Genomic DNA, 19363 nt, shown 5'->3' with positions numbered 1-19363 from the left:
GCTACTTCTCGACCACGAGGAGCGCCACTCGCTCGCGGACAGCGTCGGCGAGCGTGCCGTCGGTGGCCGCCAGTTCGGTGTCGGTCACGTCGAAGAACGCGCGCACTCGCTCGGGGTCGTACTCGCCGAGGGTTTCGGTGGGTGGGAGCAGTTCGCAGAGGTCGGCGGCGGCCCCGGTTTCGGTGTCGTCCTCGCTTGCCGTCGGGTCGCCGTCAGCCTCGTCGCTGACTACCGCTGCGACGACTGGCGTCTCACCCTCGCTGACGCCCATCTCCAGTGCGCGGTTGATCTGTCGCCGACCGGCGGCGTACAGCAGTATCTCGACGCCGAAGTCCTCGGCGATGGCGTCGTTCCGCGAATGCGCGCGCGTCGCCAGTTCGACCGCCCGTTCGAGGTGTGCGCGGTCGACGACGTAGCGGGCGTCGAACACCTGCACCGTCACGCCGTGACGCTCGCCGATAGCATCGACGCGTTCGACGAACTCCCCTACATCCGCGACATCGGCGACGCCTTCTACCACTTCCATCAGAAATCACCCAGGCTCGACTGGTCCTCGCTCGTGTCGTCGTCTTCGACTCCATCACGCGGGTCAGCCGTGTCCACCTCGACGTCGGGGTCAGGTTCGACGCCCTCCATCGAGGGATCGCGGTGGCCGGCATTCTCCAGGACGTTTTCGGCCGTCTTCCGACGACCCCGAAGGGCCGCTAACACGACTGGTTTCGCGGCGTCACGGAGCTCGGCACGGTCGGCGATGCCGGCCTCGAACAGGCGTCGTGCGCGCTTTCGGCCGACCCCACGAACGCCGGCGAGCTCGACGAGTTCCTCCCGGACGCCGTGTTCGACGCGGATGCGGGCCTCACTGATGGCGCGGGCCACGTCGGCGTCGACCTCGTTGGCCAGCGACTCGGCGGCCCCCAGTAGCCACTGGGCCGTCTCGACCTTCCCGCGGATGTCGCCCGGGCCGACGCCGTAGCGCTCGGTGATGGTCTCCTCGTCGACCTCCTCGGCCCAGTCTTCGAGTAGTCGCGCGGTCTTCAGCGCCGAGAGCCAGTCCTCGAAGCGGCTGTCCTCGAATTCCGAGGGCGTCGGACCGAGCAGTTCCGACTCGCGTTCGTACAGTTCCATCTCGAACTCCTCGCGGTCGCCGGAACGGAGGTAGAGCTGGTACATGTCCGGTGTGCGCGAGACGAGGTGGTAGAGACCGAGCGCCGATATCTCGTCGGGGTCGGCGTCGACGCTCGCTTCGGCGGTCTGTTCGTCGGCCAGTTCGCTCGCGGTCGTGAAGCCGCCCTCGGCGGCGTCGCGCTCGTCGGTTTCGCCGTCGGCGTCCCCAGCGTGGCGCTGCCAGTGTTCGAGCCCGTCGAGGATCTCGGCGGCACTCATCGGGTCGAGATACAGGCGCGAGACGGTGTGGCCGAGCGACGTGGCGTCGAGTTCCCCGCCGTCTATTTCGAGGAAACCGTTGCGCTCCAGATACGTCAGCACGTCGTCGGTGACCGCTTCGAGACGGCCGCTCTCGTCGGTCTGACTGGCGTATAGGGTCTGTTCGAGGAACTCCAGCAACCCTTCTCGGGAGCGAGCGAATCCCGAGGAGACGGTGGCGAGGATGTGCGTGCGAAGCGCCGGCTCGGCCGCGAGTTTCGACCGCACCGGCTCGGGGTCGGCCCAGACGTACCGCTCGAACAGTTCGTCGAGTTCGTCGTGGCTGTTGGCCACGAGGACGGCCTCGCCGTAGGGGTCCAGCCCCGGCCGACCCGCACGGCCCATCATCTGGTGGACCTCAAGCACGGAGAGGGGTTGCATCCCGCCCGCGGTGCCGTCGTAGCGCCGCCAGTCCCGGACGACGACGCGCCGCGAGGGGGTGTTGACGCCGGCCGCCAGCGTCGGCGTCGCACAGACCACCTTGATGAGCCGGTCGCGGAACGCGTCTTCGACCAGTTCGCGGTGGCCGCGCGCGAGACCAGCGTGGTGGAACGCTGCGCCGTCGGCGACGGCGTCGGCGAGGTCGTCGCTCGTTTCGGTGTCACTCACGTCACGAATTTCGGCGGCCACGTCGGCGAGTTGCGTTCGTTCCTCGCTCGTGAGGTGCGGACGGACAGTGCTCGCCAGTCGTCCGGCGGCGGCCTCGGCGTTGCGCCGGGAGTTGACGAACACGAGTGAAGACCCGCCCTCTTCGACGAGGTTCCCGTCGTCGTCGTAGTCGTCCTGTAGCGTATCCCGGACGACGGCGGCAGTCGCCTTCTCGTTGTTCTTCACGGCCAGTCGCTTCTGCTGGCCGTCCTCTAAGTGGAGCGCCTGTCCGTAGTGGACGCCCTTCTGTAACTCGATGGGTCGCCAGTCCGAGTCGACGAGTTCGGCGTCTAGCCACCCCGCCAGCTCGTCGGCGTTGCCGATGGTCGCCGAGAGCGCCACCGTCTGTAAGTCGGGGTTGAGCCGGCGGAGTTTGGCCAGCGTCACTTCGAGCGTGGGACCGCGCTGGCTGTCGTCGACGAGGTGGACCTCGTCGCTGACGACGCAAGTCAGTTCCTCGATCCACGGCGCGTCGTTGCGCACGAGCGAGTCGACCTTCTCGCTGGTGGCGACGACGATGTCCTTATCGGCCAGCCAGCCGCCCTCGGACTCGTAGTTGCCCGTCGAGACGCCAACGTCCAGCCCGTACTGTTCGAACTGCTCGAACTCGGCTTGCTTCTCGCTGGCGAGGGCGCGAAGCGGCACGATGTAGAGCGCCTTGCCGCCCCGTGCGACCGACGAGAGCATCGCCAACTCGGCGACGAGAGTCTTGCCACTGGCGGTGGGGATGGCGGCGACGAGGTTCTGCCCCTCGGTGACGCCCGCTTCGACGGCCTCACCCTGTGGGGGATACAGTTCCTCGATGCCGTCCTCGCGTAGATGGTCCGGGAGCCACTCGGGGACACCCGGCAGGTCCGCAACGTCCATTGTCCCTCCGTTGGGGCCCGCTCCGATTTAAACTGTTGTCTCGGATTTCCCCACGACCGCTATGGGGCATGCGGTCGAATGACACGTCACGGGTGAGGACGTCGGTGGCTCGCCGAAGAGTGACCGAGGGGAACGCCTTTGGCCGTCACGGGCCAACGCAAGTGTATGCACATCGAGTACGACCGCGACACCTGCATCGGGATGTTCCAGTGCGTCGCGGAGTGGGACGCCTTCGAGAAGGACGAGGACGCCGGCAAGGCAGTGCTCGCAGACAGCGAGGAACGGGACGAGGACCTGTTCGTGCGCGAGGTTCCGGAAGACGCCGAGTTCGACGCGAAGTTCGCGGCCCGCGCGTGTCCGGTCGAGGCCATCGCCGTCTACGACGACGACGGCGAGCAGTTGATTCCTTGAGCGGCCATGAACGGCGCTCCCGCCCTGACTCCGAGAGCGCGTTCCTCCATCTGGACGCCGTAGATGGTCCGCCGTCTCCTCCAGCGGTTCGTGAAGGGTGTCCCAGCGGTGCTGGCCCGCATGGGCCTGGTCGACCGAGAGAAAGCGACCGAAGCGACGGACCTCGCCGCGCCAGTGATGGTCACCGGTGGCCTGCGAATCCTCCTCAGGCTCGCGGACTTCCTGATGGTCGGCGTCGCGCTCGGCGACGCCGCCATCGCGGGACTGGAACTGGGTTTTCAGTACTACTTCGTCGGCTTCGGGCTCTCGCTCGCCGTCTCCTCGGGGACCATCAGCGTCGTCTCGCGGCTGCAAGGAAGCGACCAGCCAGCCCGTGCGAATCTCGCGGTCAAGCAGTCGCTGTGGCTGGCGCTCCTGTTGTCGGTCCCGCTGACCGCCGTCTCGTGGTTCTATCCCGACGCGCTCGTCGACATCCTCACGAACGACGCGACGACAATCGACTACGGCGCGACGTATCTCAGCATCGTGATGCTGTCGCTGGCTCCCCGCTTCTGGAGCATGATCGCCTCGCGGGCGCTCGCGGGCAGTGCGGACACGCGGACGCCGATGTACGTCCGCCTGCTGACGCTGCCGACCAACGTCGCGCTCAACGGCCTGCTAATCTTCGGACTGGGACCGTTCCCCGAACTGGGTATCGCTGGCGCGGCGTGGGGGACGGCGATTGCGAACACGCTCGCGGCCGCCATCTTCCTCGCACTGCTGGTCTCCGGGCGGTACGCCGTCCAACTGTCGTTCGCCGGGCCGCAGTTCGACCGCGCGCTCGTAGCCGAAATCGTCCGCGTGGCGCTCCCGCTCGCGGGAATGCGCCTGCTCCAGACGTTCGCTCGCTTCCCATTCCTGTTCGTCCTCGGCGTCCTCGGAACGCCGACGCTCGCGGCCTACGCCATCGGCCGCCGGGTGATGTTGCTCGCGCTCATGCCCGCGTGGGGATACTCAACTGCCGCGTCGACGCTCGTCGGCCAACACCTCGGAGCGGGCGAGGAGTCCTCGGCGGCGGACTACGGGTGGCAGACCCTGCGCGTGGCGCTGGCTGTGCAACTGACCGTCGCCGCCGCCCTCGTCGTCTTCGCCCGGCCCGTCGTCTCGCTCTTTGGCACCGAGTTCCCCGGACTCGCGACACAGTTCGTCCGCGTCTTCGGACTGGGCGTCGCCGGCTTCTCCGTCTCGCGGACGATGCGCGGGAGCTTACGAGGCGCTGGCGACACCCGCTGGCCGCTCTACGGGACGATTCTGGGCGACTACTGTTTCCGTCTCCCCGTCGCGGCGTTCGCGCTCCCGACGACGTTCGCGGTGACGATTCCGTTCGTCGGCGTCAGCGTCGCACCTGGGCTGGGACTCGGTCTCCCGGCCATCTTCGTCGCTCTCGTCGGCAACTACTACGTGAAGGCGGCCGTCAACACCGGTCGCTTCTGGACAGGCAAGTGGCGCGACGTCGCTCGGCAGTCCAGCGTCGGCGTGGCGGACGACTGATACGGACTATGTATGACGGGTCTGGTGTCTGGCAAGCGGTAGTCGTTTCTCAACACTTAATGCGGGGCCTGCGATACGGACTCACATGAGCACGGCAACGAAAATCGTCCTCGGAACGCTCGCTGTATCGACTATCCTCTCGGTCGCCATCATCGCCAACCTCATCGTGTTCTCGGCGTAGATGTTCACCGAGCGCTCGCTCTCCGGGGAACTGGCCGCGGTTCAGGCGGCGTACGCCCCCGACGCGCTCGTGTTGAACTGCGAGCGCGACTTCGAGACGCTGGACTCGGCGGTCGCGGAGCAACTGCTGTTGGTCACTGATTCCGTAGACCCGCTCAGTTTCGACCCGTCGTGGCTCCCAGATGACGCACCCGAGGCACTGCAGCGTTTCGCGGGAAGCGACCTCACCGTCGGGATGCCCGGCGACGGCGGCGTCGCGTGGACTCACCAGACCGACCCGCCCTGCGTGTTCGTCAAGCCGCGACTGGAGACCTCACCGACCCCGTTCGTCGACTTCCTCGTCGCCGAGGCGCTGGTCGAGGTGAGTCTGGACGAACCCGAACACTTCCTGGGCTTCTTCGGCGAGCGCTACCCCGAGTTCACCCACGTCGTCGGCGACCGACTCGGTCCCGCGGACACCTACCAACTCGCTGCGGCGCTGTACGACGCGTATCTCGGTATCCAGACTCGCGCCGCGTTCGAGACGTGGGCAGAGGACTACCCCGAGCTCTACGACGCGTGGGCCGACGCCGGCGAGCGCCTCGAACCTCGCCTCTCGGACCTCGCGGGCGAAGTCGCCCGCGGACAGACGGACTTTGCGGCCGCGGCGGAACTGGCCTGCAGCGCGGTCAAACACGACCTCGATCTCCCCGCGCCGTTCGCTGCACTCGACACTGACGCTTACCGAGAGCACGGGGCCGACTACGCCATCCAGTGGGCCGAGACGACTTTCGAGAAGCTAGAGTGATTACAACCGTTCTAACACCGCGTCGGCGTCGTAGTTGAGCGTCAGCTCCCGCGACCGGCCCCGGCCGTCGACCTCGGTGTAGTCGGCGTCGATGATGCCCAACTGGTCGAGCTTGTTGATGATCTCGGAGTAGCGGGTGTAGCCTAAGCCGGTCACGTCGTTGAACGCGTCGTAGATGTCGCCAGCGCGCTGGCCGTCGTGTTCGGCGATGACCTCCGCGAGCGCCGCCTCGGAGTCCGAAAGCTCCCGCAGACGGCGCGAGAGGTGGACGTACTTCGATTTGTCGTAGGCTGACTCCACGTCTTCGAGTTCGACCGACCGCGATGCGCGCATCTCGGCGTTCATCCCCGCTCGCCGCAGGAGGTCGATACCCACCCGCAGGTCGCCGCCCTGTTCTTCGGTGAACTCGGCGACTCGGTCCAGTACGTCGGGACCGACGACGCCCTCGTTGAACCCACGCTCGACCCGCTCTTCGAGGATGCCGACGATTTCTGTCTGGTCGTACTGGTTGAAGTACACCTCCTCGGGTCGAAACACTGACTGAACGCGCGTGTCGAGCGCGTCGATAACGTCGAGTTCGAGGTCCGAGGAGATACAGATGACGCCGATTCTCGCGCCCGAGTGGGCTTCGTGGGCGCGCAGGAGCGAGTAGAGCGTGTCGCTGGCCTCGTTCTCGTAGAAGAGGTAGTTCACGTCGTCGAGTGCCACCACCAGCACCTCGTCTTCCTCGACGAGCTTGTCCGTAATCTGTGAGAACAACTTTTTGAAGGAGATGCCCGAGGAGGGTGGTTCGTACTCGAATATCTCGGCAAACAGCCGCGAGAAGACGGCGTAGCGCGTCGAGTCCACCTGACAGTTGACCCGCACCGCCTGTACGTCCGTCTGGGCGGTCAGCTCGTCGAAGAGAATCTGTGAGGCCGTCGTCTTGCCGGTGCCCGGCGGCCCGCGCGCGATGACGTTCAGCGGCCGCGAGCCCCGAACTGCGGGTCGGAGCGAGTACTTCAGCGTCTCCATCTGCGTCTCCCGGTGCTTGAACGTCTCCGGGAGCCAGTCGATCTCGAAGACGTGCTCGTCTCGGAACACCGACTCGTCCCAGCCGAGCATCCCCTCCTCGGGGTCGTCGCTCATCACTTTCACCGAGCTTCCCGGACTACTTAACCATTTGCCACCAACGGTGGAAGTGAAACCGCATGCAAGCGACGGTATCGTTGCGCTACAGTCTCTGGTCGCACTTCTCACCACTCCACAGTTCGCTTTGTTCGCGGCGTCGCCGCTCGCTATTCCGAGAGGCCGCCGTCGCTTCGTTCCGAGGGTCCTTGCAGGCTTGGACCCTCGCTACTCACGGTTCACTTCGTTCGCCGTTCGCGTTTCGTGGTTTTCGCTCGCGTCGCTCGCTCCGAACCACGTTACTGCTCCACGGCTCCCGGTGGTCGCCGTTCCGCCGCAGGACGACTCCCTCACCATCGTTCGGTCGTCGCCCCTCGCTACTCGAACTTCCCCAACAACCCCGAGTAGAACCCCTCCCCGCCCCCGTCGTCGGCCAGTTTCTCGACGATGAGTTCCGGCGTCGAGCGGGCGAGCTTCCCCTTCACCGGCGAGCGGTTCACCCGCAGTTCGCCGTCGACCAGTCCCTCTGCCTGGATGCCGTCGATGGCGAGGTCGGCGTCTGACGCCGCCAGAATGTCTTCGGCCAAATGGGAGACGAAGACGGCCGTCACCTCGCGCTCGGCCAGCGATTCGAGGATGCCGGCGATGATGGTCGCCGCCGCGCCGGGCTCTGTGATGGATTCGAGTTCGTCGACGAGCACCATCACCGGGCGGTCGGCGGCCACGTCGGTCACGAGCCCGCCGAACTCCCGGAGCGTTGCCTCGAACGCGCCAGCGTCGAGCGTTCCCTGCGTCTTCGCGTGGTAGTGCAGTTCCGCGACGCGGCCGATTCTGGCGGATTCGGCGGGGACGGGCAGGCCCATGTGCGCGAGCGTCGTCACCAGGGCCACCAGGTCGAGCGTCGACGTCTTCCCGCCGCTGTTGACCCCCGAGAGGACGGTGACGCCGGAGACGCTGTAATCGACCGGTTCCACCTCCCCGAAGGCTACGTCGAGTAAGGGTGAGCGCCCGCCCTCGATTTCGAAACCGCCCTCGTCGGTCACTTCGGGGAGCGTACACTCGAAGTCGGCGGCGAAGCGGGCGACGGCGAGTTCGACGTCCAGTTCGAGAGCGGCGGTAACGAGCGACTCGGCATCGGCGCGCATCTCCGCTAGATCGTCAGCCAGTTCGCGCTTTCGCCGGGTCGCACGGCGGTCCCGCGCGGCGGTCAGTTCCTCGCGCAGTCGGCTCACTACGTCCTCCTGTCGCTCGACGGGATAGGCGGGTTCGTCGGGAAAGGCTCGTCGGGCGGTCGCCTCGGTGTCCCGCAGTTGCAGGGCGTCGACGAGGTGGTCGCGGGCTTTCTCGACGGCGGCGGCGTACTCGTCGGCGAGTTCGCGCTGGAGGAGCGAGTCCACGCCCGCGCCGCGTTCGACCAGCGAGAGCAGGTCCGTTCCCTCGATGGTCACGTCGCGCTCCTCGATGGCGTCCCGGAGGTGGTCGTTGGCGACGCTCTCGGCAGTCGAGACGGCCGCATCGAGGTCGTCGACGGCCGTCGACAGCCGGTCGAGTTCGTCGTCGCCCCGCACGCTCCCGTCGGCGTCGAGTTGCTCCAGCGCGTCCGAAAGCGTCCCGAGGTCACACGGAGCGTCGAGGCCGGCGACGCGGTGGACCTCGGCGGCTGCCCGCACCCGGTCGCGGTTGCGCGCGAAGAACGTCAGGACGCGTTCGGGAACGACCGACGCCGGCTCGGAGAGCGCGTCGGGTTCGACCCGCACGTCGCCCTCGATATCGACGCCGGCGAAGGCTTCGTCCAGCGCCACGACGGTCGAGTACGAGCGCGCGAGTTCGGCCAGTTGGCGGGCGTCGTCGACCACCTCGACGCTGACCTCCGGGATTGCCTCCTGTGCCTCGGCGTAACGCTCGGCGTCGCTGGTGGCGAGACAGCGGTCCCGAACCCGCACGTCGCTCGGCTCTGAAAGCGGTTCGACGCTCGCGAGGGCCGCTCGAACGTCGGGGTCCGGCTCCCGCTCCATCGCTCGCTCGGTGAACGCCCGGACTTCCTCGATGCGGTCTTTCACGCCGCTGGGATACAGCGTCTCCAGTCGCTTCGCGGCGTAGTCGGTGACGGTGCGCTCCTGTACGAGGCCGAGCGCCTCGCCGAATATCTCACGGGCGCGCGGCGTCGCGGCGAACCCGCCAGGGTCGTCGTGTTCGGCGCGAATCGCGCCGCGAGCGATGCGGGCGGCCCGCCCCTCGCTGATGCCCGGGGCCCGCGCGAGCGCCGCCACGTCCCCCTCGCTGAGCGCCCGTTCGGGGTCGTCCAGCTCGCGAAGGGCGGCGGCCGTCTTCGCCCCGACGCCGGGCACCGATTCCAGTTCCATCTGCCGACTCATTCGAGGCCGACGAGAAAAAACCCGTTGTCGCTCGCTGACGTGTCTCCGGCCTCTCGCAGGGAGGCCCGACGCGAAGGCGTTTTTGCCGTCCGCCCGATAGGGGAGTTCATGTCTGCTGTCGCGGAGAAACTGGCCGCCGCCCGCGAGGACCTACAATCGCGTGACGGCGTGCTCGTCGCGTTCTCCGGTGGCGTCGATTCGAGCGTCGTCGCGGCGCTGGCCCACGACGCCCTCGGCGAGGACGCCATCGCCTGTACCGCAAAGTCCGAGACGCTGCCCGCCGCCGAGTTGGAGGACGCAACCCGGGTCGCCGAGGAGATCGGCATCCGCCACGAGATCGTGGAGTTCTCCGAACTCGACAGTCAGGAGTTCATCGAGAACGACGACATGCGGTGTTATCACTGCCGGTCGATGCGACTGGGCGCGATGTACGACCGCGCTCGGGAACTGGGCATCGACGTGGTCTGTGACGGCACCAACGCCTCCGACGTGGGCGAGGGCCACCGCCCCGGTCTCCGAGCCGTCGAGGAACTGGACGCCTACTCCCCGCTCCTGGAACACGACATCGAGAAGCCCGAGGTCCGTGACATCGCTCGCGAGTACGACCTCTCGGTCGCCGACAAGCCCTCGATGGCGTGTCTCTCCTCGCGCATCCCGACCGGTCTCGAAGTGACCGAAGACCGACTCTCTCGCGTCGAGAAGGCCGAACGTCTACTCCGGACGTGGGGTTTCGAGCAGTTCCGCGTGCGCGACCACGACGGCCTGGCCCGCATCGAAGTCGGCGAGGCGGAACTGGAGGCGGCGCTGGACCCCGACTTCGTCCGGGCGGCTCGCGACCACGTCGAAGATTGTGGCTTCGACCACGTCACGCTCGACCTCCACGGCTACCAGACCGGCAGCGTCAGCCCCGAAGAGGAGCAAAGTGAGGACGACGTGGTCTCGAACGTCTTCGACGCCGACTACCCGAGCGTCGACGACTGACTGCGCTGCCCCTTTCGAACCGAGCAAGACTTTTCTCCTCTCTCACCATCGACGTATTCGATGCCCTCCGCGACGCGTTCGTGGGGCTCGTGGCCGTAGCCTTCCTCGTCGCCCCCCTCTGGATGCCCGCTCTGCATCTCGCCGATTCGCAGTACCGCTACGAGCGCGTCGAAGTCACGACGACCGACGCCGGTATCGAGTACGCCGCCCCGGACGCTGTCCCACCGGGGGCCGCTATCAGCGACCAGATCGCATGCTCGGGGCTGTTGCGAATTCGCCCGTGTGCCTTCGAACGGTTGCTCCTCGAGAACGAGACGGTTCCGAGCGGCTGGTACAGCACAAACCCGTCGTCGAATTTGAACAGGTTCTCCGACGAGTACCGATACGTGCTGCTGAACGGCACTGTCTACGAGACGACCACCGTCACGAACAGCTCCGCACAGCGGAGCGACGGGCTGTATCCAGTCGAGCTGGCACTCGACGCCGTGCCACCGGAAACGGCGCTTCGGGATATTTCCCGTGCTGTAGCCTCCCATGACGTTCCACCGGTCGTCGCAGAGACGGCCCGAACGGGTGACACAGCGTCCTATCGTGCGGTGGTGCCGCCGGCGACGCCGATACGGCTGAGCAACGGGTCGTACTATCGGGTGTTTCGGCGGCCGCCAGAAGACGTCGATCCAATAGCGGAGGGGATGGTGAATCTCGCGACCGTCGCGGCCTCCTCCGTCGGTTTCGTGCTACTGGTCCGCCTTCGGCATCGGGTCGATGTGACGATCGACGTGTCGTACGTCGGTGACTCCGATAGGTGAACGCCGCTGCGCTTCCGCGGTCTTCGCTACTGCTCGCGGTTCCCTGCTGTCACCGCTCGCAATTCGAGGTTCCGCACTTCGTTCGGAACCTCGCTAGTCCCACACCGCGTCGCCTTCACTCACGAGCTCCGGCTCGTCGCCGTCGAGACGAATCTCGGTCACCGAGCAGTTCGGCGGCGAGTGGCCCGAGAGCGTCTGCTCGCGGCCGCGGTCGGCCACGACCGAGAGCAGGATTTTGATGACGCCGCCGTGGGTGACCAGCACCACCGTCTCGCCGTCGTCGACCGTCTCGCAGAACTCCGTCCACGCCGACTCGACGCGGTCACAAAAGGCCACAATACTCTCGCCGCCCTCGGGGGCGGCGTCGAGAACCGAGACGCTCGCTTCCGGCTCGTGGCCGGGATGGCGGTCGAAGAGGTCCTTGGCGAGAAAGCCCTGATAGACGCCGAAGCCGCGTTCGCGCCACGACTCGTCGACCGTCGGGTCGGGGAGGGCCTCGGCGGCGTCGACCGCGTGTTCGGCTGTCTCACGGGTCCGTTGGAGGTCCGAGGAGCGGACACGGTCCACGTCGTAGTTCTCGGCGAGCCACGAACCCAGCGCCGTCGCTTGCTCGCGGCCGCGGTCGGTCAGTTCGGTCGGTGCCCACCCCTGGACGCGGCCCTCGCGGTTCCAGGCAGTCTCGCCGTGGCGGACGACGAGCACCGTGCTCATGTCTCGGCCTCGAATTCCGCATCATGGTCGTCCTCGGGGTCACCGCTCCGCCAGCGAGCGAGCGCGAGCGTCCCCTCGAAGAGGACGACGAGGCCGACGGCGATAGCCGCCGCGATGGTCGGTTCGACGCTGAACTGCTGGACGAGGCGGAACAGCGCGGGGTCGGGACTGGAGAGGTAGCCGACGACGATGGCCACCGTCCAGAGCGGCAGGCGGGCCCGGCGGAGACCCCGCCAGAGGCGGACGCTCCCGTAGTAGTTCTTGTTGACGTACGCCGTCAGCTCGAACAGGACGATGAGGCCGCCGCCGACGAGTATCGGCGGGGCGAGCCCCACCGTTGCCAGCGTGTCCGTTATCGTCGCGGGCAACTCCTCGTAGTAGCCGGTGGGGACTGGGAGGGGACTCACGACGTAGCCGACCAGCGCGAACAGCGCGTAGATGGTCGGTCGGCGGTCCGTGAGGTCGTCGATGCTCGGGATGGGCGAACTGCTCCCGGTCCACTTCAACAGCAGGAGCGTCCCCTCGAAGAGGCCGATCATCGTCACGGCGACCATCAGCGGGGCCATCCCGGTGGGGTCGGGACTGAAGACGAATGCGACAGCGGCGAACCCGCCCCAGAAGTAGAGGCGGCGCTCGACGAGCCACCGCCGGGTCGTCACGCCCATCATGATGGCGAGCATCACGAACAGCGGAATCTGGAAGACCAGCGCGAAGAAGCCGAGCATCAGGACCATGAGGCTGAACGTATCGCCCAGCCCGAACGCGAGGTCGGCGGCCCGGTCGGAGTAGACGCTGAAGTAATCAAACATCGCCCGCAGGACGGCGAAGTACGCGAAGGCGACGCCGACGGCTGCGAGCACGAGGCTCGTCGGGACCGCGGCGAGGTAGTAGCGCCGCTCGCGGGGGTACAGCCCCGGTCGCATGAACAAGTACGTCTGGTAGACGAAGACCGGCAGAGCGACGATCATGCCCACTAACGACGCGACTTTCAGCCGCGCGAATATCAGCGACAGCGGGCTGTAGATGTGCGGACAGTCCGCACCGGCGGGGCCGACGGCCTCGCCGCCCTGCTGGGCGCTGACGGCGACCTGGCTACAGGCTTCGGCAGGGCCGTCGAGGAAGGAGTACCAGAGGAAGTTGATGAGCTCGTCCGAGACGGGAAGGGTGAGGACGGCGACGACGGACATCACGCCGACGACGACGAACAGGCGCATCGCCATCTCCTCGACGTGGTCGGCGAGCGGCATCTCCTGGTCGTCGGGCGCGCCGCCGAGTCCCGCTTCCCCGTTAGAGCCGTGCCCCGGGTCGCCAGCGCCAGTCGCCGGCGCACCGCCAGCGTCCGAGTCGTGACTCGGCGTCGGGGGGATTCCCCGGTCGACGGGCACGTCGGCCGGGACAGCGGCTTCGACATCGGCCGGTTCACGGTCGAACAGGCCGGGTCGCGTCGGTTCAGGCAGGGCGTGTGCCCCGGTGGTCGCCTCGTTGCCACCGGCGGGCGCGTCGCCTATCGGGTCGAGGTCGTCGCTTATGGGTTCGAGGTCGTCGTCGCGTTCGATCCGCTCGGAGTCGAGGCCGCCCGACGCCATCGAATCGGTGTCCGGCAGGTCCTCCTCGGGCTCCGCGTACCGGTCCTCGTCGTAGTCGCGCTCTGGCGGGTTGAACTCGGCCTCGTTGTCGTCTTCGTCGGGCGAGACGAGCGGTTCGTCGTCGTCGGACGCTCCGGAGCCAAGTCCCGACGCCGAGTCGTCGACGACGGCGTTGTCGACCGTCTCGTCGCCGTCAGGCTCCTCCTCGTGCGGCTCCGGAGGAGCCTCGTCTTGGCCATCGTTACTGTCGGTCTCGGAGTCGAACCACTCGGCAGCCGTCGATTCGTCCTCGACTGCGAGTTCGTCGTCGGACGTGTCTTGGTCGTCCTGCGGATTGACCTCGGCTTCGTTGTCGTCCAACGTTGGTGGGTCGCGCGGCTCATCGGGGTCGGAGCGCTCCTCGTCCTCGTCGCCGTCCACCATCTGGCACTGCATTTGGGGGTGGTAGTTGTAAACTTTCTTTTCGAGCGGCCACGCTCAGGGGGTTCGGACGCTCGCGTGATGGACAAATTGATAACGACGACTCGGCTATCCTCACGGAAGATGGCGAGTGCGATAGACGAGGACACCGTCCAGACTGTCCAAAGCGGTCGGGCGACGCTGGGGGCGATGCTCGGCACCGCACAGACGCACCTCCAGAAGGTGTTCATCGTCTTCGTCGTCGGAATGATGGGGACCATCATGGCCCTGCAATACGGGGTCTGGGACCAGCTCAAGCAGGACCTCCTGTACTCGAAGATGGACCTCACGACGCAGGAGGCCGCGAACATCGTCGCGGTCACGCCCTTCGACGTCATCCTCTTGCAGGTGAAGATTGGGGCCGTCGTCGGCATTCTCATGGCCTTGCCCCTGCTCGTCTACTTTGGGCGGGACGGACTGCGCCAGCGGGGATGGTGGCCCGCCGAACACATCCCGGTCTGGAAAGGGGCGCTGTTCGTCTTCACCAGTCTGGGGCTGTTCGCCGTCGGCGTCGCCTATGCCTACGAACTGTTCTTCCCGATGATGTTCAACTTCCTGGCGGGCAACGCGATCTCCGCTGGGTTCAAGCCGCAATACTCCATCGTCAAATGGGCGCAGTTCGTCTTCTTGCTGGCGGCGTCGTTCGGACTCGCCGCGCAGTTGCCGCTGTTGATGACCGTCCTTTCGTACACCGGGATCGTCCCCTACGAGACGTTCCGGGACAAGTGGCGCTACGCCGTGGTCATCATCTTCGCCTTCGGGGCGCTGTTCTCGCCGCCGGACCCCTTTACGCAGATCATGTGGGCCGCACCGCTGTGTGGCCTCTACGCGCTGAGTCTCGCGCTCTCGAAGCTCGCGGTTACGATCAAACGCTCTTCGGACCTCATCAGCACGCGACGAGTCGCCGCGAGTCACTGGAACGTCCTGCTGGGCGTCGTCGTCGCCGTCGGCGGCGCGGTGTACCTCGTGTTGACCACGTCGGCCTTCGAGTACGTGCAGGCGGCCGAAGCGTACGCCGCCCAGTACTCCTCGCGGCTCACCGGAAACCTCGCACGCCCGGCGCTGTTCGGCCTCACGGCCGAGACGACGGCCATCGTTCTCGGCGCGGCGCTCGGCCTCCTCGTCGCCGTCGGCGTCCTCTACTACTACGTCCTGAAGGCGCTAGGCCAGAGCGCTGCCCCCTCGGGCCGGCGACACGGCGACCCGACGGCCATCGACATCGACGAGATCGACGGGGCGGCCGTCGAAGTCGCGCCGCCGGAAGTGTTCGAGGAAATGAGCGAGGAACAGGCGCTGGCCCACGCCGACACTGCGCTCTCGGAGGGCGACCAGGAGAAGGCCCAGCTCATCCTCGACCGCTGGGATATGGCCAACGAGGGCGACGAATCCGATCAGGAGGTCGCTCAGGCTGCCAACGCCGACGCCGCGACAGCCGAGAGTGGCGACGGCGGCGAAGACGAGAACGTCCTCGCTTCGACCACCGCCGGCATGATGAGCGCCTTCTCCGAGGAGGAGAAGACCGAAGACGATGTCGGCGGGTACTACTACGACCTGCGCTTTATCTTCGACTCCATCGCATCCAAGGCGTTCTGGATCATGGGCGTGTTCGGTGCCGTCCTCGCCGGCGCATTCTTCTTCCTCTATTCGGGCGGCATCGAGCGGCTACAGAACACCTTCGTCAGCCGTCTGCCGCCGGGAATGGCCGAAGGGTTCGACATCGTCACGCTCCATCCAGTCGAGCACCTCGTCTTCATCGTGAAGTTCTCGACCATCCTCGGGTTCGTCTCCGTCGTTCCGCTGTTACTGTACTTCGCATGGCCGGCGTTGCGCGAACGCGGCTTCGTCGTCGGTGACCGCAACGTCCTGCTCGTCTGGGGCGGGACGGTGTTCGTGGCACTCGTCGGTGGGAGTCTGTTGGGCTTTCTCTACGTCGCGCCGATGACCATCTCGGCGATCGCCTACGACCAGTTGCAGGCGAACATGGTCATCGCCTACCGCATCAGCAAGTTCGGGTGGTTGGTGTTCTTCCTCACCGTCGGTATCGGTCTGCTCGTGGAGATTCCCGTGACGATGTTCCTGTTTCACCGGGGTGGCATCGTCCCCTTCGAGCTGATGTACAAACGCTGGCGCGAGGTGGTCATCGCCATCGTCGCGCTCTCGGCCATCCTCTCGCCCAGCGGCATCTTCACGATGCTGCTGGTCGGCATCCCGGTGTCGCTCGCGTACCTCGTCGGTCTGGGCATCCTCTGGGTGTACACGCTGGGCGGCCGCCGGACGCCGAAAGGCCGGAGCGACCCCGCGGACTGACGGCGAGCCGACTGATTTAAGCGGGCCTGTCGATATTCTCCAGATATGCCCAAGATAAGCGTCGAAGTGCCCGCCGAGCTACTGGGGGACTTAGACGAACACGTCGGTGAGGACGGAAAGTTCGTCAACCGGAGCGAGGCCATCCGCGCCTCCATCCGCAAGACGCTCGACCTGCTGGACGACATCGACGAGCGACAGGGACGATTAGACGATGAGCAGTGACGGCCAGACGATGCGTAGCGACGGCCAACCCGTCCGGATCGCTCTCGTCGCGCTGTTCGTGACGGCGCTGGTCGTCTCCCAGGTCACGGCGTCGAAACTGCTCGCCTTCGATCTCCCGTTCTCGCTGCCGCTCGCTGGCGACACGCTGGTTCTGCCCGGCGCGGCGCTGGCGTACGCGCTAACCTTCTTCGCCTCCGATTGCTACGCCGAACTGTACGGCCGGCGGGCCGCCACCGTCGTCGTCAACGTCGGCTTCGCCATGAACTTCGTCCTGCTGGCGCTGGTCTGGAGCACGATTCTCGCGCCTGGCCTGCCCGCGGCGGCCCAACCCGTAGATCCCACGGCGTTCCGGAACGTGCTGGCGGCCAGTACTGGCATCGTCGTCGCCAGTCTCATGGCCTACGTCGTCAGCCAGAACCTCGACGTGTTCCTCTTTCACGCACTGCGGGACGCGACTGACGGAGACGCGCTCTGGCTTCGCAACGTCGGCTCGACGGCCACGAGCCAGCTCGTCGATACGATCATCTTCGTCGGCGTCGGCTTCGTCCTCTTTCAGGGAATGGGGCTCGCTGGAGCGTTCTCGCTCGTCGTCGGTCAGTACCTCCTGAAACTCACTATCGCGCTGGTCGACACGCCGTTCGTCTACGCCGTCGTCGGATTCGCTCGTGGCAACGGCGTCGGTAGTGTCCCCACACGAGCTGATTGAGTTGAGGAGTATCCGTGGCCAATCCGTCACAACTGCTTTGATTCGTGTAGCTTACCTAACAGGATATGCGAACCACAGCTTTTGCATTGACGCTGGCAGTACTGTTGCTCTTGAGCGGCTGCTCGGGAGCGCTCCAAGGGAGTGAGGCGGCCGCGCAGACGAACGCCACCGCGACGACGGCCACCACGACACCAGTTCCCACGGACGCACCGACGGCGTCGTACACCCAGACGCCGCACATGGGGTGTCAACCGGGTGCGATCGAGAAGAACGGGACCTGTCGTGTAGTCACGAACGGGTCGAACGCCGACATCTTCAGCGCGGAGAATCTCTCTGCAATAACCGCTAAGAACACGACCATCAACGGCACGTCCGGCTACCTCGCTCGGCCGGCTGATAACGGGTCCTACCCCGCCGTCGTCATGATTCACGAGTGGTGGGGACTCAACGAGAACATCAGGCACATGGCCGACATCCTCGCGGGCCACGGCTACGTCGTCTTCGCTGTCGACCTCTACGACGGCCGCGTGGCGACGAACTCCTCGGAAGCCGCTCAACTCTCCGGTGAAGTGCGGAACAATCCCGACGAGGCGGTGGCGAAGATGAGCAACGCGACCGCGGGGCTGCGCGCCCACCCGAACACGACCGACCAGGTCGCCAGTCTCGGCTGGTGTTTCGGTGGCGGTCAGAGCCTCCAACTAAGCCTGAGCGACGCGGATCTGAACGCGACGGTCATCTACTACGGGACGCTGACGACGAACGAATCGACGCTCCGGAATATCGACGGCCCGGTACTGGGCATCTTCGGCGCGGAAGATCAGGTCGTCCCCGTCGAGTCCGTCCGCGAGTTCAACCGAGTGCTGGATGCGCTCGGCGTCGAACACGAGATATACGTCTACGAGGGAGCCGGTCACGCCTTCGCCAACCCGAGCGGCGAGAGCTTCCAGCCCGAAGCGACGAGAGATGCCTGGTCGAAGACGTTGCGGTTCCTCAACGAGACATTGCGAGGTTCCGAGTGAAACGAGGAACCTCGGTACGCCGAGCGGGCACCGCCCGCGAGACAGCGACGTAAGTAAGCGAAGAAAGCGGCGCTCCCTACTCGGTCGGTTGCGCGAACGCGTAGCGGGGTTTCACGTCGTCGACGCGCACGTCGAGCGTCTCGCCTTCCTCGACACCGCTGACGAAGACGGTGAAGTCCTCGACTTTCGCGATGCCGTCGCCCTCCTCGCCGATGTCCTCGATGGTCACCTCGATCACATCGCCTTCACGGACTGGCGCGGTCAGGCGGTGTTTCGCCACCAGATACAGCTCCGAGGAGGAGTCCCGGGAGGCGTCGGGGCGGACCTCGCGGACGTACTCGAACTCTGGTTCGATGTCGGCTATCAGGTCCTCTAGGTCCTGTCCGTCGAACACCTTCGCGGCGAAGTCCCCGCCCGTGTCGAGGAGGTCCGTCGCCACTTCGAAGGCCTGTCGAACCAGATGAACCGAGCGAGCGTGGTCTAAGTCGTACTCGCCGGTCATGTTCGGAGCCATGTCGGAGATGACTACATCGACGGGTCCGCCGCGTTCGTCGTCCACGCCACCGACCACGTCGCGGATTTCGATTTTCGTGCTCTCGTCGGTCATGTCGCCGCGGACGTACTCGACGGACGGCTCGGGGTCGTCGAGCGGATCTATTCGCTGGCGGTCGACGCCGACGACGGTCCCTCGCTCGCCGACGCGCTCGGCGGCGACCTGCAGCCAGCCGCCCGGCGCGGCTCCGAGGTCAACGACGGTCCGGCCCTCACCGAAGAGCCCGGCCGTCTCGTCTAGCTGCTGGAGCTTGTAGGCCGAGCGGGCGCGGTAGCCCTGTTGTTTCGCCTTGTTGTAGTATTCGTCTTTCCGGCTCATTTGCCCCGAGTAGCCCGCCGAGGCGGTTATGGGTGTCGTTCTCCGGGTTCTACTTACCGCGTAACGCGCCGTAGCCGAGCGCCGCGGCGATGGGGCAGCGACGCCGAAACCCGGCCCGCCCGCACCGCTCCCGCCGTCACCGTTGCCGCCCGCGGCCGTTCCGGTGTTGAAGTCGCCGCTAACGCCGGCTTCGAGTTGGTCCGACCCGAGCCGTTCGAGACGGAATACCGCTGTCTTTTTCCCTCCATTCCCCTGTGAGTTGATAACGAAGAGATGCCCGGCGGGACTCCGTCATCTGCTGATTGGGGGTCGCACGCGCACGCGGATTCAATGAGGGGCTTTTTAATGCATGGGGGCGTAGCCCG

At 66.3% G+C, this 19363-nt stretch carries 17 protein-coding genes; 10 read left to right on the top strand and 7 right to left on the bottom strand.

The genetic code is table 11. From position 1 onward, the window contains the following. Nucleotide 1: 1 nt before the first annotated feature. Both cgi121 and E4S61_RS07980 read right to left on the bottom strand, forming a co-directional pair. Nucleotides 2-526 (bottom strand): KEOPS complex subunit Cgi121, encoded by a 525-nt coding sequence (cgi121, locus tag E4S61_RS07985; RefSeq protein ID WP_135303417.1) that lies wholly within the window; start codon nucleotides 524-526, stop codon nucleotides 2-4. Continuing rightward, nucleotides 526-2937, bottom strand: a complete 2412-nt coding sequence (locus E4S61_RS07980) for an ATP-dependent DNA helicase (protein ID WP_135303416.1) — start codon at nucleotides 2935-2937, stop codon at nucleotides 526-528. Before E4S61_RS07980 ends, cgi121 begins: the two co-directional genes overlap by 1 nt. A 165-nt stretch (nucleotides 2938-3102) precedes the next feature. Here E4S61_RS07980 and E4S61_RS07975 point away from each other — a divergent pair, with 165 nt between their 5' ends. From E4S61_RS07975 to E4S61_RS07965, 4 genes are all read left to right on the top strand, one after another. Continuing rightward, the gene (locus E4S61_RS07975; protein ID WP_135303415.1) at nucleotides 3103-3348 is read left to right on the top strand and encodes a ferredoxin; all 246 of its coding nucleotides are present in this window, start codon (nucleotides 3103-3105) and stop codon (nucleotides 3346-3348) included. 63 nt (nucleotides 3349-3411) lie between these two features. Next, the gene (locus E4S61_RS07970; protein WP_135303414.1) at nucleotides 3412-4878 is read left to right on the top strand and encodes an MATE family efflux transporter; all 1467 of its coding nucleotides are present in this window, start codon (nucleotides 3412-3414) and stop codon (nucleotides 4876-4878) included. 85 nt (nucleotides 4879-4963) lie between these two features. Then, a complete protein-coding gene (locus E4S61_RS26970; protein ID WP_449405160.1) occupies nucleotides 4964-5059 on the top strand; it encodes a hypothetical protein in 96 nt (31 codons plus the stop codon). Then, a complete protein-coding gene (locus E4S61_RS07965; protein WP_135303413.1) occupies nucleotides 5060-5845 on the top strand; it encodes a DUF7089 family protein in 786 nt (261 codons plus the stop codon). It abuts the gene before it with no gap. Here the strand turns inward: E4S61_RS07965 and E4S61_RS07960 are convergent, their stop codons facing one another. Together E4S61_RS07960 and E4S61_RS07955 are read right to left on the bottom strand one after the other, a co-directional pair. Beyond that, on the bottom strand, nucleotides 5846-6973 hold the full coding sequence (locus tag E4S61_RS07960) for an ORC1-type DNA replication protein (RefSeq protein ID WP_135303412.1): 1128 nt from the start codon (nucleotides 6971-6973) through the stop codon (nucleotides 5846-5848). Nucleotides 6974-7329: 356 nt separating this feature from the next. Continuing rightward, the gene (locus E4S61_RS07955; RefSeq protein WP_135303411.1) at nucleotides 7330-9315 is read right to left on the bottom strand and encodes a helix-hairpin-helix domain-containing protein; all 1986 of its coding nucleotides are present in this window, start codon (nucleotides 9313-9315) and stop codon (nucleotides 7330-7332) included. Nucleotides 9316-9435: 120 nt separating this feature from the next. On the opposite strand from E4S61_RS07955, the gene larE reads away from it, so the two are divergent. Together larE and E4S61_RS07945 are read left to right on the top strand one after the other, a co-directional pair. Next, entirely contained in the window at nucleotides 9436-10308 is an 873-nt protein-coding gene (gene larE / locus E4S61_RS07950) for an ATP-dependent sacrificial sulfur transferase LarE (RefSeq protein ID WP_135303410.1), read from the top strand. A gap of 80 nt (nucleotides 10309-10388) precedes the next feature. Beyond that, complete coding sequence (locus tag E4S61_RS07945) at nucleotides 10389-11117, top strand: hypothetical protein (RefSeq protein ID WP_135303409.1); 729 nt, start codon at nucleotides 10389-10391, stop codon at nucleotides 11115-11117. A 93-nt stretch (nucleotides 11118-11210) separates the two neighbouring features. Here E4S61_RS07945 and E4S61_RS07940 read toward each other — a convergent pair whose 3' ends face one another. Together E4S61_RS07940 and E4S61_RS07935 are read right to left on the bottom strand one after the other, a co-directional pair. Further along, nucleotides 11211-11828 carry a histidine phosphatase family protein gene (locus E4S61_RS07940; RefSeq protein WP_135303408.1) on the bottom strand — a complete coding sequence of 206 codons (618 nt, stop codon included), beginning with the start codon at nucleotides 11826-11828 and terminating at the stop codon, nucleotides 11211-11213. After that, nucleotides 11825-13837 carry a twin-arginine translocase subunit TatC gene (locus E4S61_RS07935; RefSeq protein WP_245180636.1) on the bottom strand — a complete coding sequence of 671 codons (2013 nt, stop codon included), beginning with the start codon at nucleotides 13835-13837 and terminating at the stop codon, nucleotides 11825-11827. Before E4S61_RS07935 ends, E4S61_RS07940 begins: the two co-directional genes overlap by 4 nt. Before the next feature lie 120 nt (nucleotides 13838-13957). Here E4S61_RS07935 and E4S61_RS07930 point away from each other — a divergent pair, with 120 nt between their 5' ends. From E4S61_RS07930 to E4S61_RS07915, 4 genes are all read left to right on the top strand, one after another. Beyond that, nucleotides 13958-16180: a twin-arginine translocase subunit TatC gene (locus E4S61_RS07930; protein WP_135303407.1), complete on the top strand. Its 2223-nt coding sequence runs from the start codon at nucleotides 13958-13960 to the stop codon at nucleotides 16178-16180. A 45-nt stretch (nucleotides 16181-16225) separates the two neighbouring features. Next, nucleotides 16226-16402, top strand: a complete 177-nt coding sequence (locus E4S61_RS07925; protein ID WP_135303406.1) for a ribbon-helix-helix domain-containing protein — start codon at nucleotides 16226-16228, stop codon at nucleotides 16400-16402. Continuing rightward, complete coding sequence (locus tag E4S61_RS07920) at nucleotides 16392-17108, top strand: queuosine precursor transporter (RefSeq protein WP_394346443.1); 717 nt, start codon at nucleotides 16392-16394, stop codon at nucleotides 17106-17108. The genes E4S61_RS07925 and E4S61_RS07920 overlap by 11 nt, the downstream gene beginning before the upstream one ends. 65 nt (nucleotides 17109-17173) lie before the next feature. After that, a complete protein-coding gene (locus E4S61_RS07915; RefSeq protein ID WP_135303405.1) occupies nucleotides 17174-18127 on the top strand; it encodes a dienelactone hydrolase family protein in 954 nt (317 codons plus the stop codon). A 76-nt stretch (nucleotides 18128-18203) separates the two neighbouring features. On the opposite strand, the gene E4S61_RS07910 is transcribed toward E4S61_RS07915, so the two are convergent. Next, nucleotides 18204-18998: a 23S rRNA (uridine(2552)-2'-O)-methyltransferase gene (locus E4S61_RS07910; RefSeq protein WP_135303404.1), complete on the bottom strand. Its 795-nt coding sequence runs from the start codon at nucleotides 18996-18998 to the stop codon at nucleotides 18204-18206. Nucleotides 18999-19363: the final 365 nt, after the last annotated feature.

The organism is Haloarcula amylovorans (genome assembly GCF_004681185.1).
GTDB lineage: Archaea > Halobacteriota > Halobacteria > Halobacteriales > Haloarculaceae > Haloarcula > Haloarcula amylovorans.
The sequence above is the reverse complement of the archived record's forward strand: the minus strand, read 5'-3'. Positions and strand labels throughout refer to the sequence as shown.

Excerpts from the sequence above, each read along its gene's own strand:
- E4S61_RS07915 (WP_135303405.1), top strand. The coding sequence starts at position 17,174 with ATGCGAACCACAGCTTTTGCATTGACGCTGGCAGTACTGTTGCTCTTG.
- E4S61_RS07970 (WP_135303414.1), top strand. The coding sequence starts at position 3,412 with ATGGTCCGCCGTCTCCTCCAGCGGTTCGTGAAGGGTGTCCCAGCGGTG.
- E4S61_RS07930 (WP_135303407.1), top strand. The coding sequence starts at position 13,958 with ATGGCGAGTGCGATAGACGAGGACACCGTCCAGACTGTCCAAAGCGGT.
- E4S61_RS07920 (WP_394346443.1), top strand. The coding sequence starts at position 16,392 with ATGAGCAGTGACGGCCAGACGATGCGTAGCGACGGCCAACCCGTCCGG.
- E4S61_RS07975 (WP_135303415.1), top strand. The coding sequence starts at position 3,103 with ATGCACATCGAGTACGACCGCGACACCTGCATCGGGATGTTCCAGTGC.
- E4S61_RS07910 (WP_135303404.1), bottom strand. The coding sequence starts at position 18,998 with ATGAGCCGGAAAGACGAATACTACAACAAGGCGAAACAACAGGGCTAC.
- larE (WP_135303410.1), top strand. The coding sequence starts at position 9,436 with ATGTCTGCTGTCGCGGAGAAACTGGCCGCCGCCCGCGAGGACCTACAA.
- E4S61_RS26970 (WP_449405160.1), top strand. The coding sequence starts at position 4,964 with ATGAGCACGGCAACGAAAATCGTCCTCGGAACGCTCGCTGTATCGACT.
- E4S61_RS07935 (WP_245180636.1), bottom strand. The coding sequence starts at position 13,837 with ATGGTGGACGGCGACGAGGACGAGGAGCGCTCCGACCCCGATGAGCCG.
- E4S61_RS07955 (WP_135303411.1), bottom strand. The coding sequence starts at position 9,315 with ATGGAACTGGAATCGGTGCCCGGCGTCGGGGCGAAGACGGCCGCCGCC.
- E4S61_RS07925 (WP_135303406.1), top strand. The coding sequence starts at position 16,226 with ATGCCCAAGATAAGCGTCGAAGTGCCCGCCGAGCTACTGGGGGACTTA.
- cgi121 (WP_135303417.1), bottom strand. The coding sequence starts at position 526 with ATGGAAGTGGTAGAAGGCGTCGCCGATGTCGCGGATGTAGGGGAGTTC.
- E4S61_RS07960 (WP_135303412.1), bottom strand. The coding sequence starts at position 6,973 with ATGAGCGACGACCCCGAGGAGGGGATGCTCGGCTGGGACGAGTCGGTG.
- E4S61_RS07965 (WP_135303413.1), top strand. The coding sequence starts at position 5,060 with ATGTTCACCGAGCGCTCGCTCTCCGGGGAACTGGCCGCGGTTCAGGCG.
- E4S61_RS07980 (WP_135303416.1), bottom strand. The coding sequence starts at position 2,937 with ATGGACGTTGCGGACCTGCCGGGTGTCCCCGAGTGGCTCCCGGACCAT.
- E4S61_RS07940 (WP_135303408.1), bottom strand. The coding sequence starts at position 11,828 with ATGAGCACGGTGCTCGTCGTCCGCCACGGCGAGACTGCCTGGAACCGC.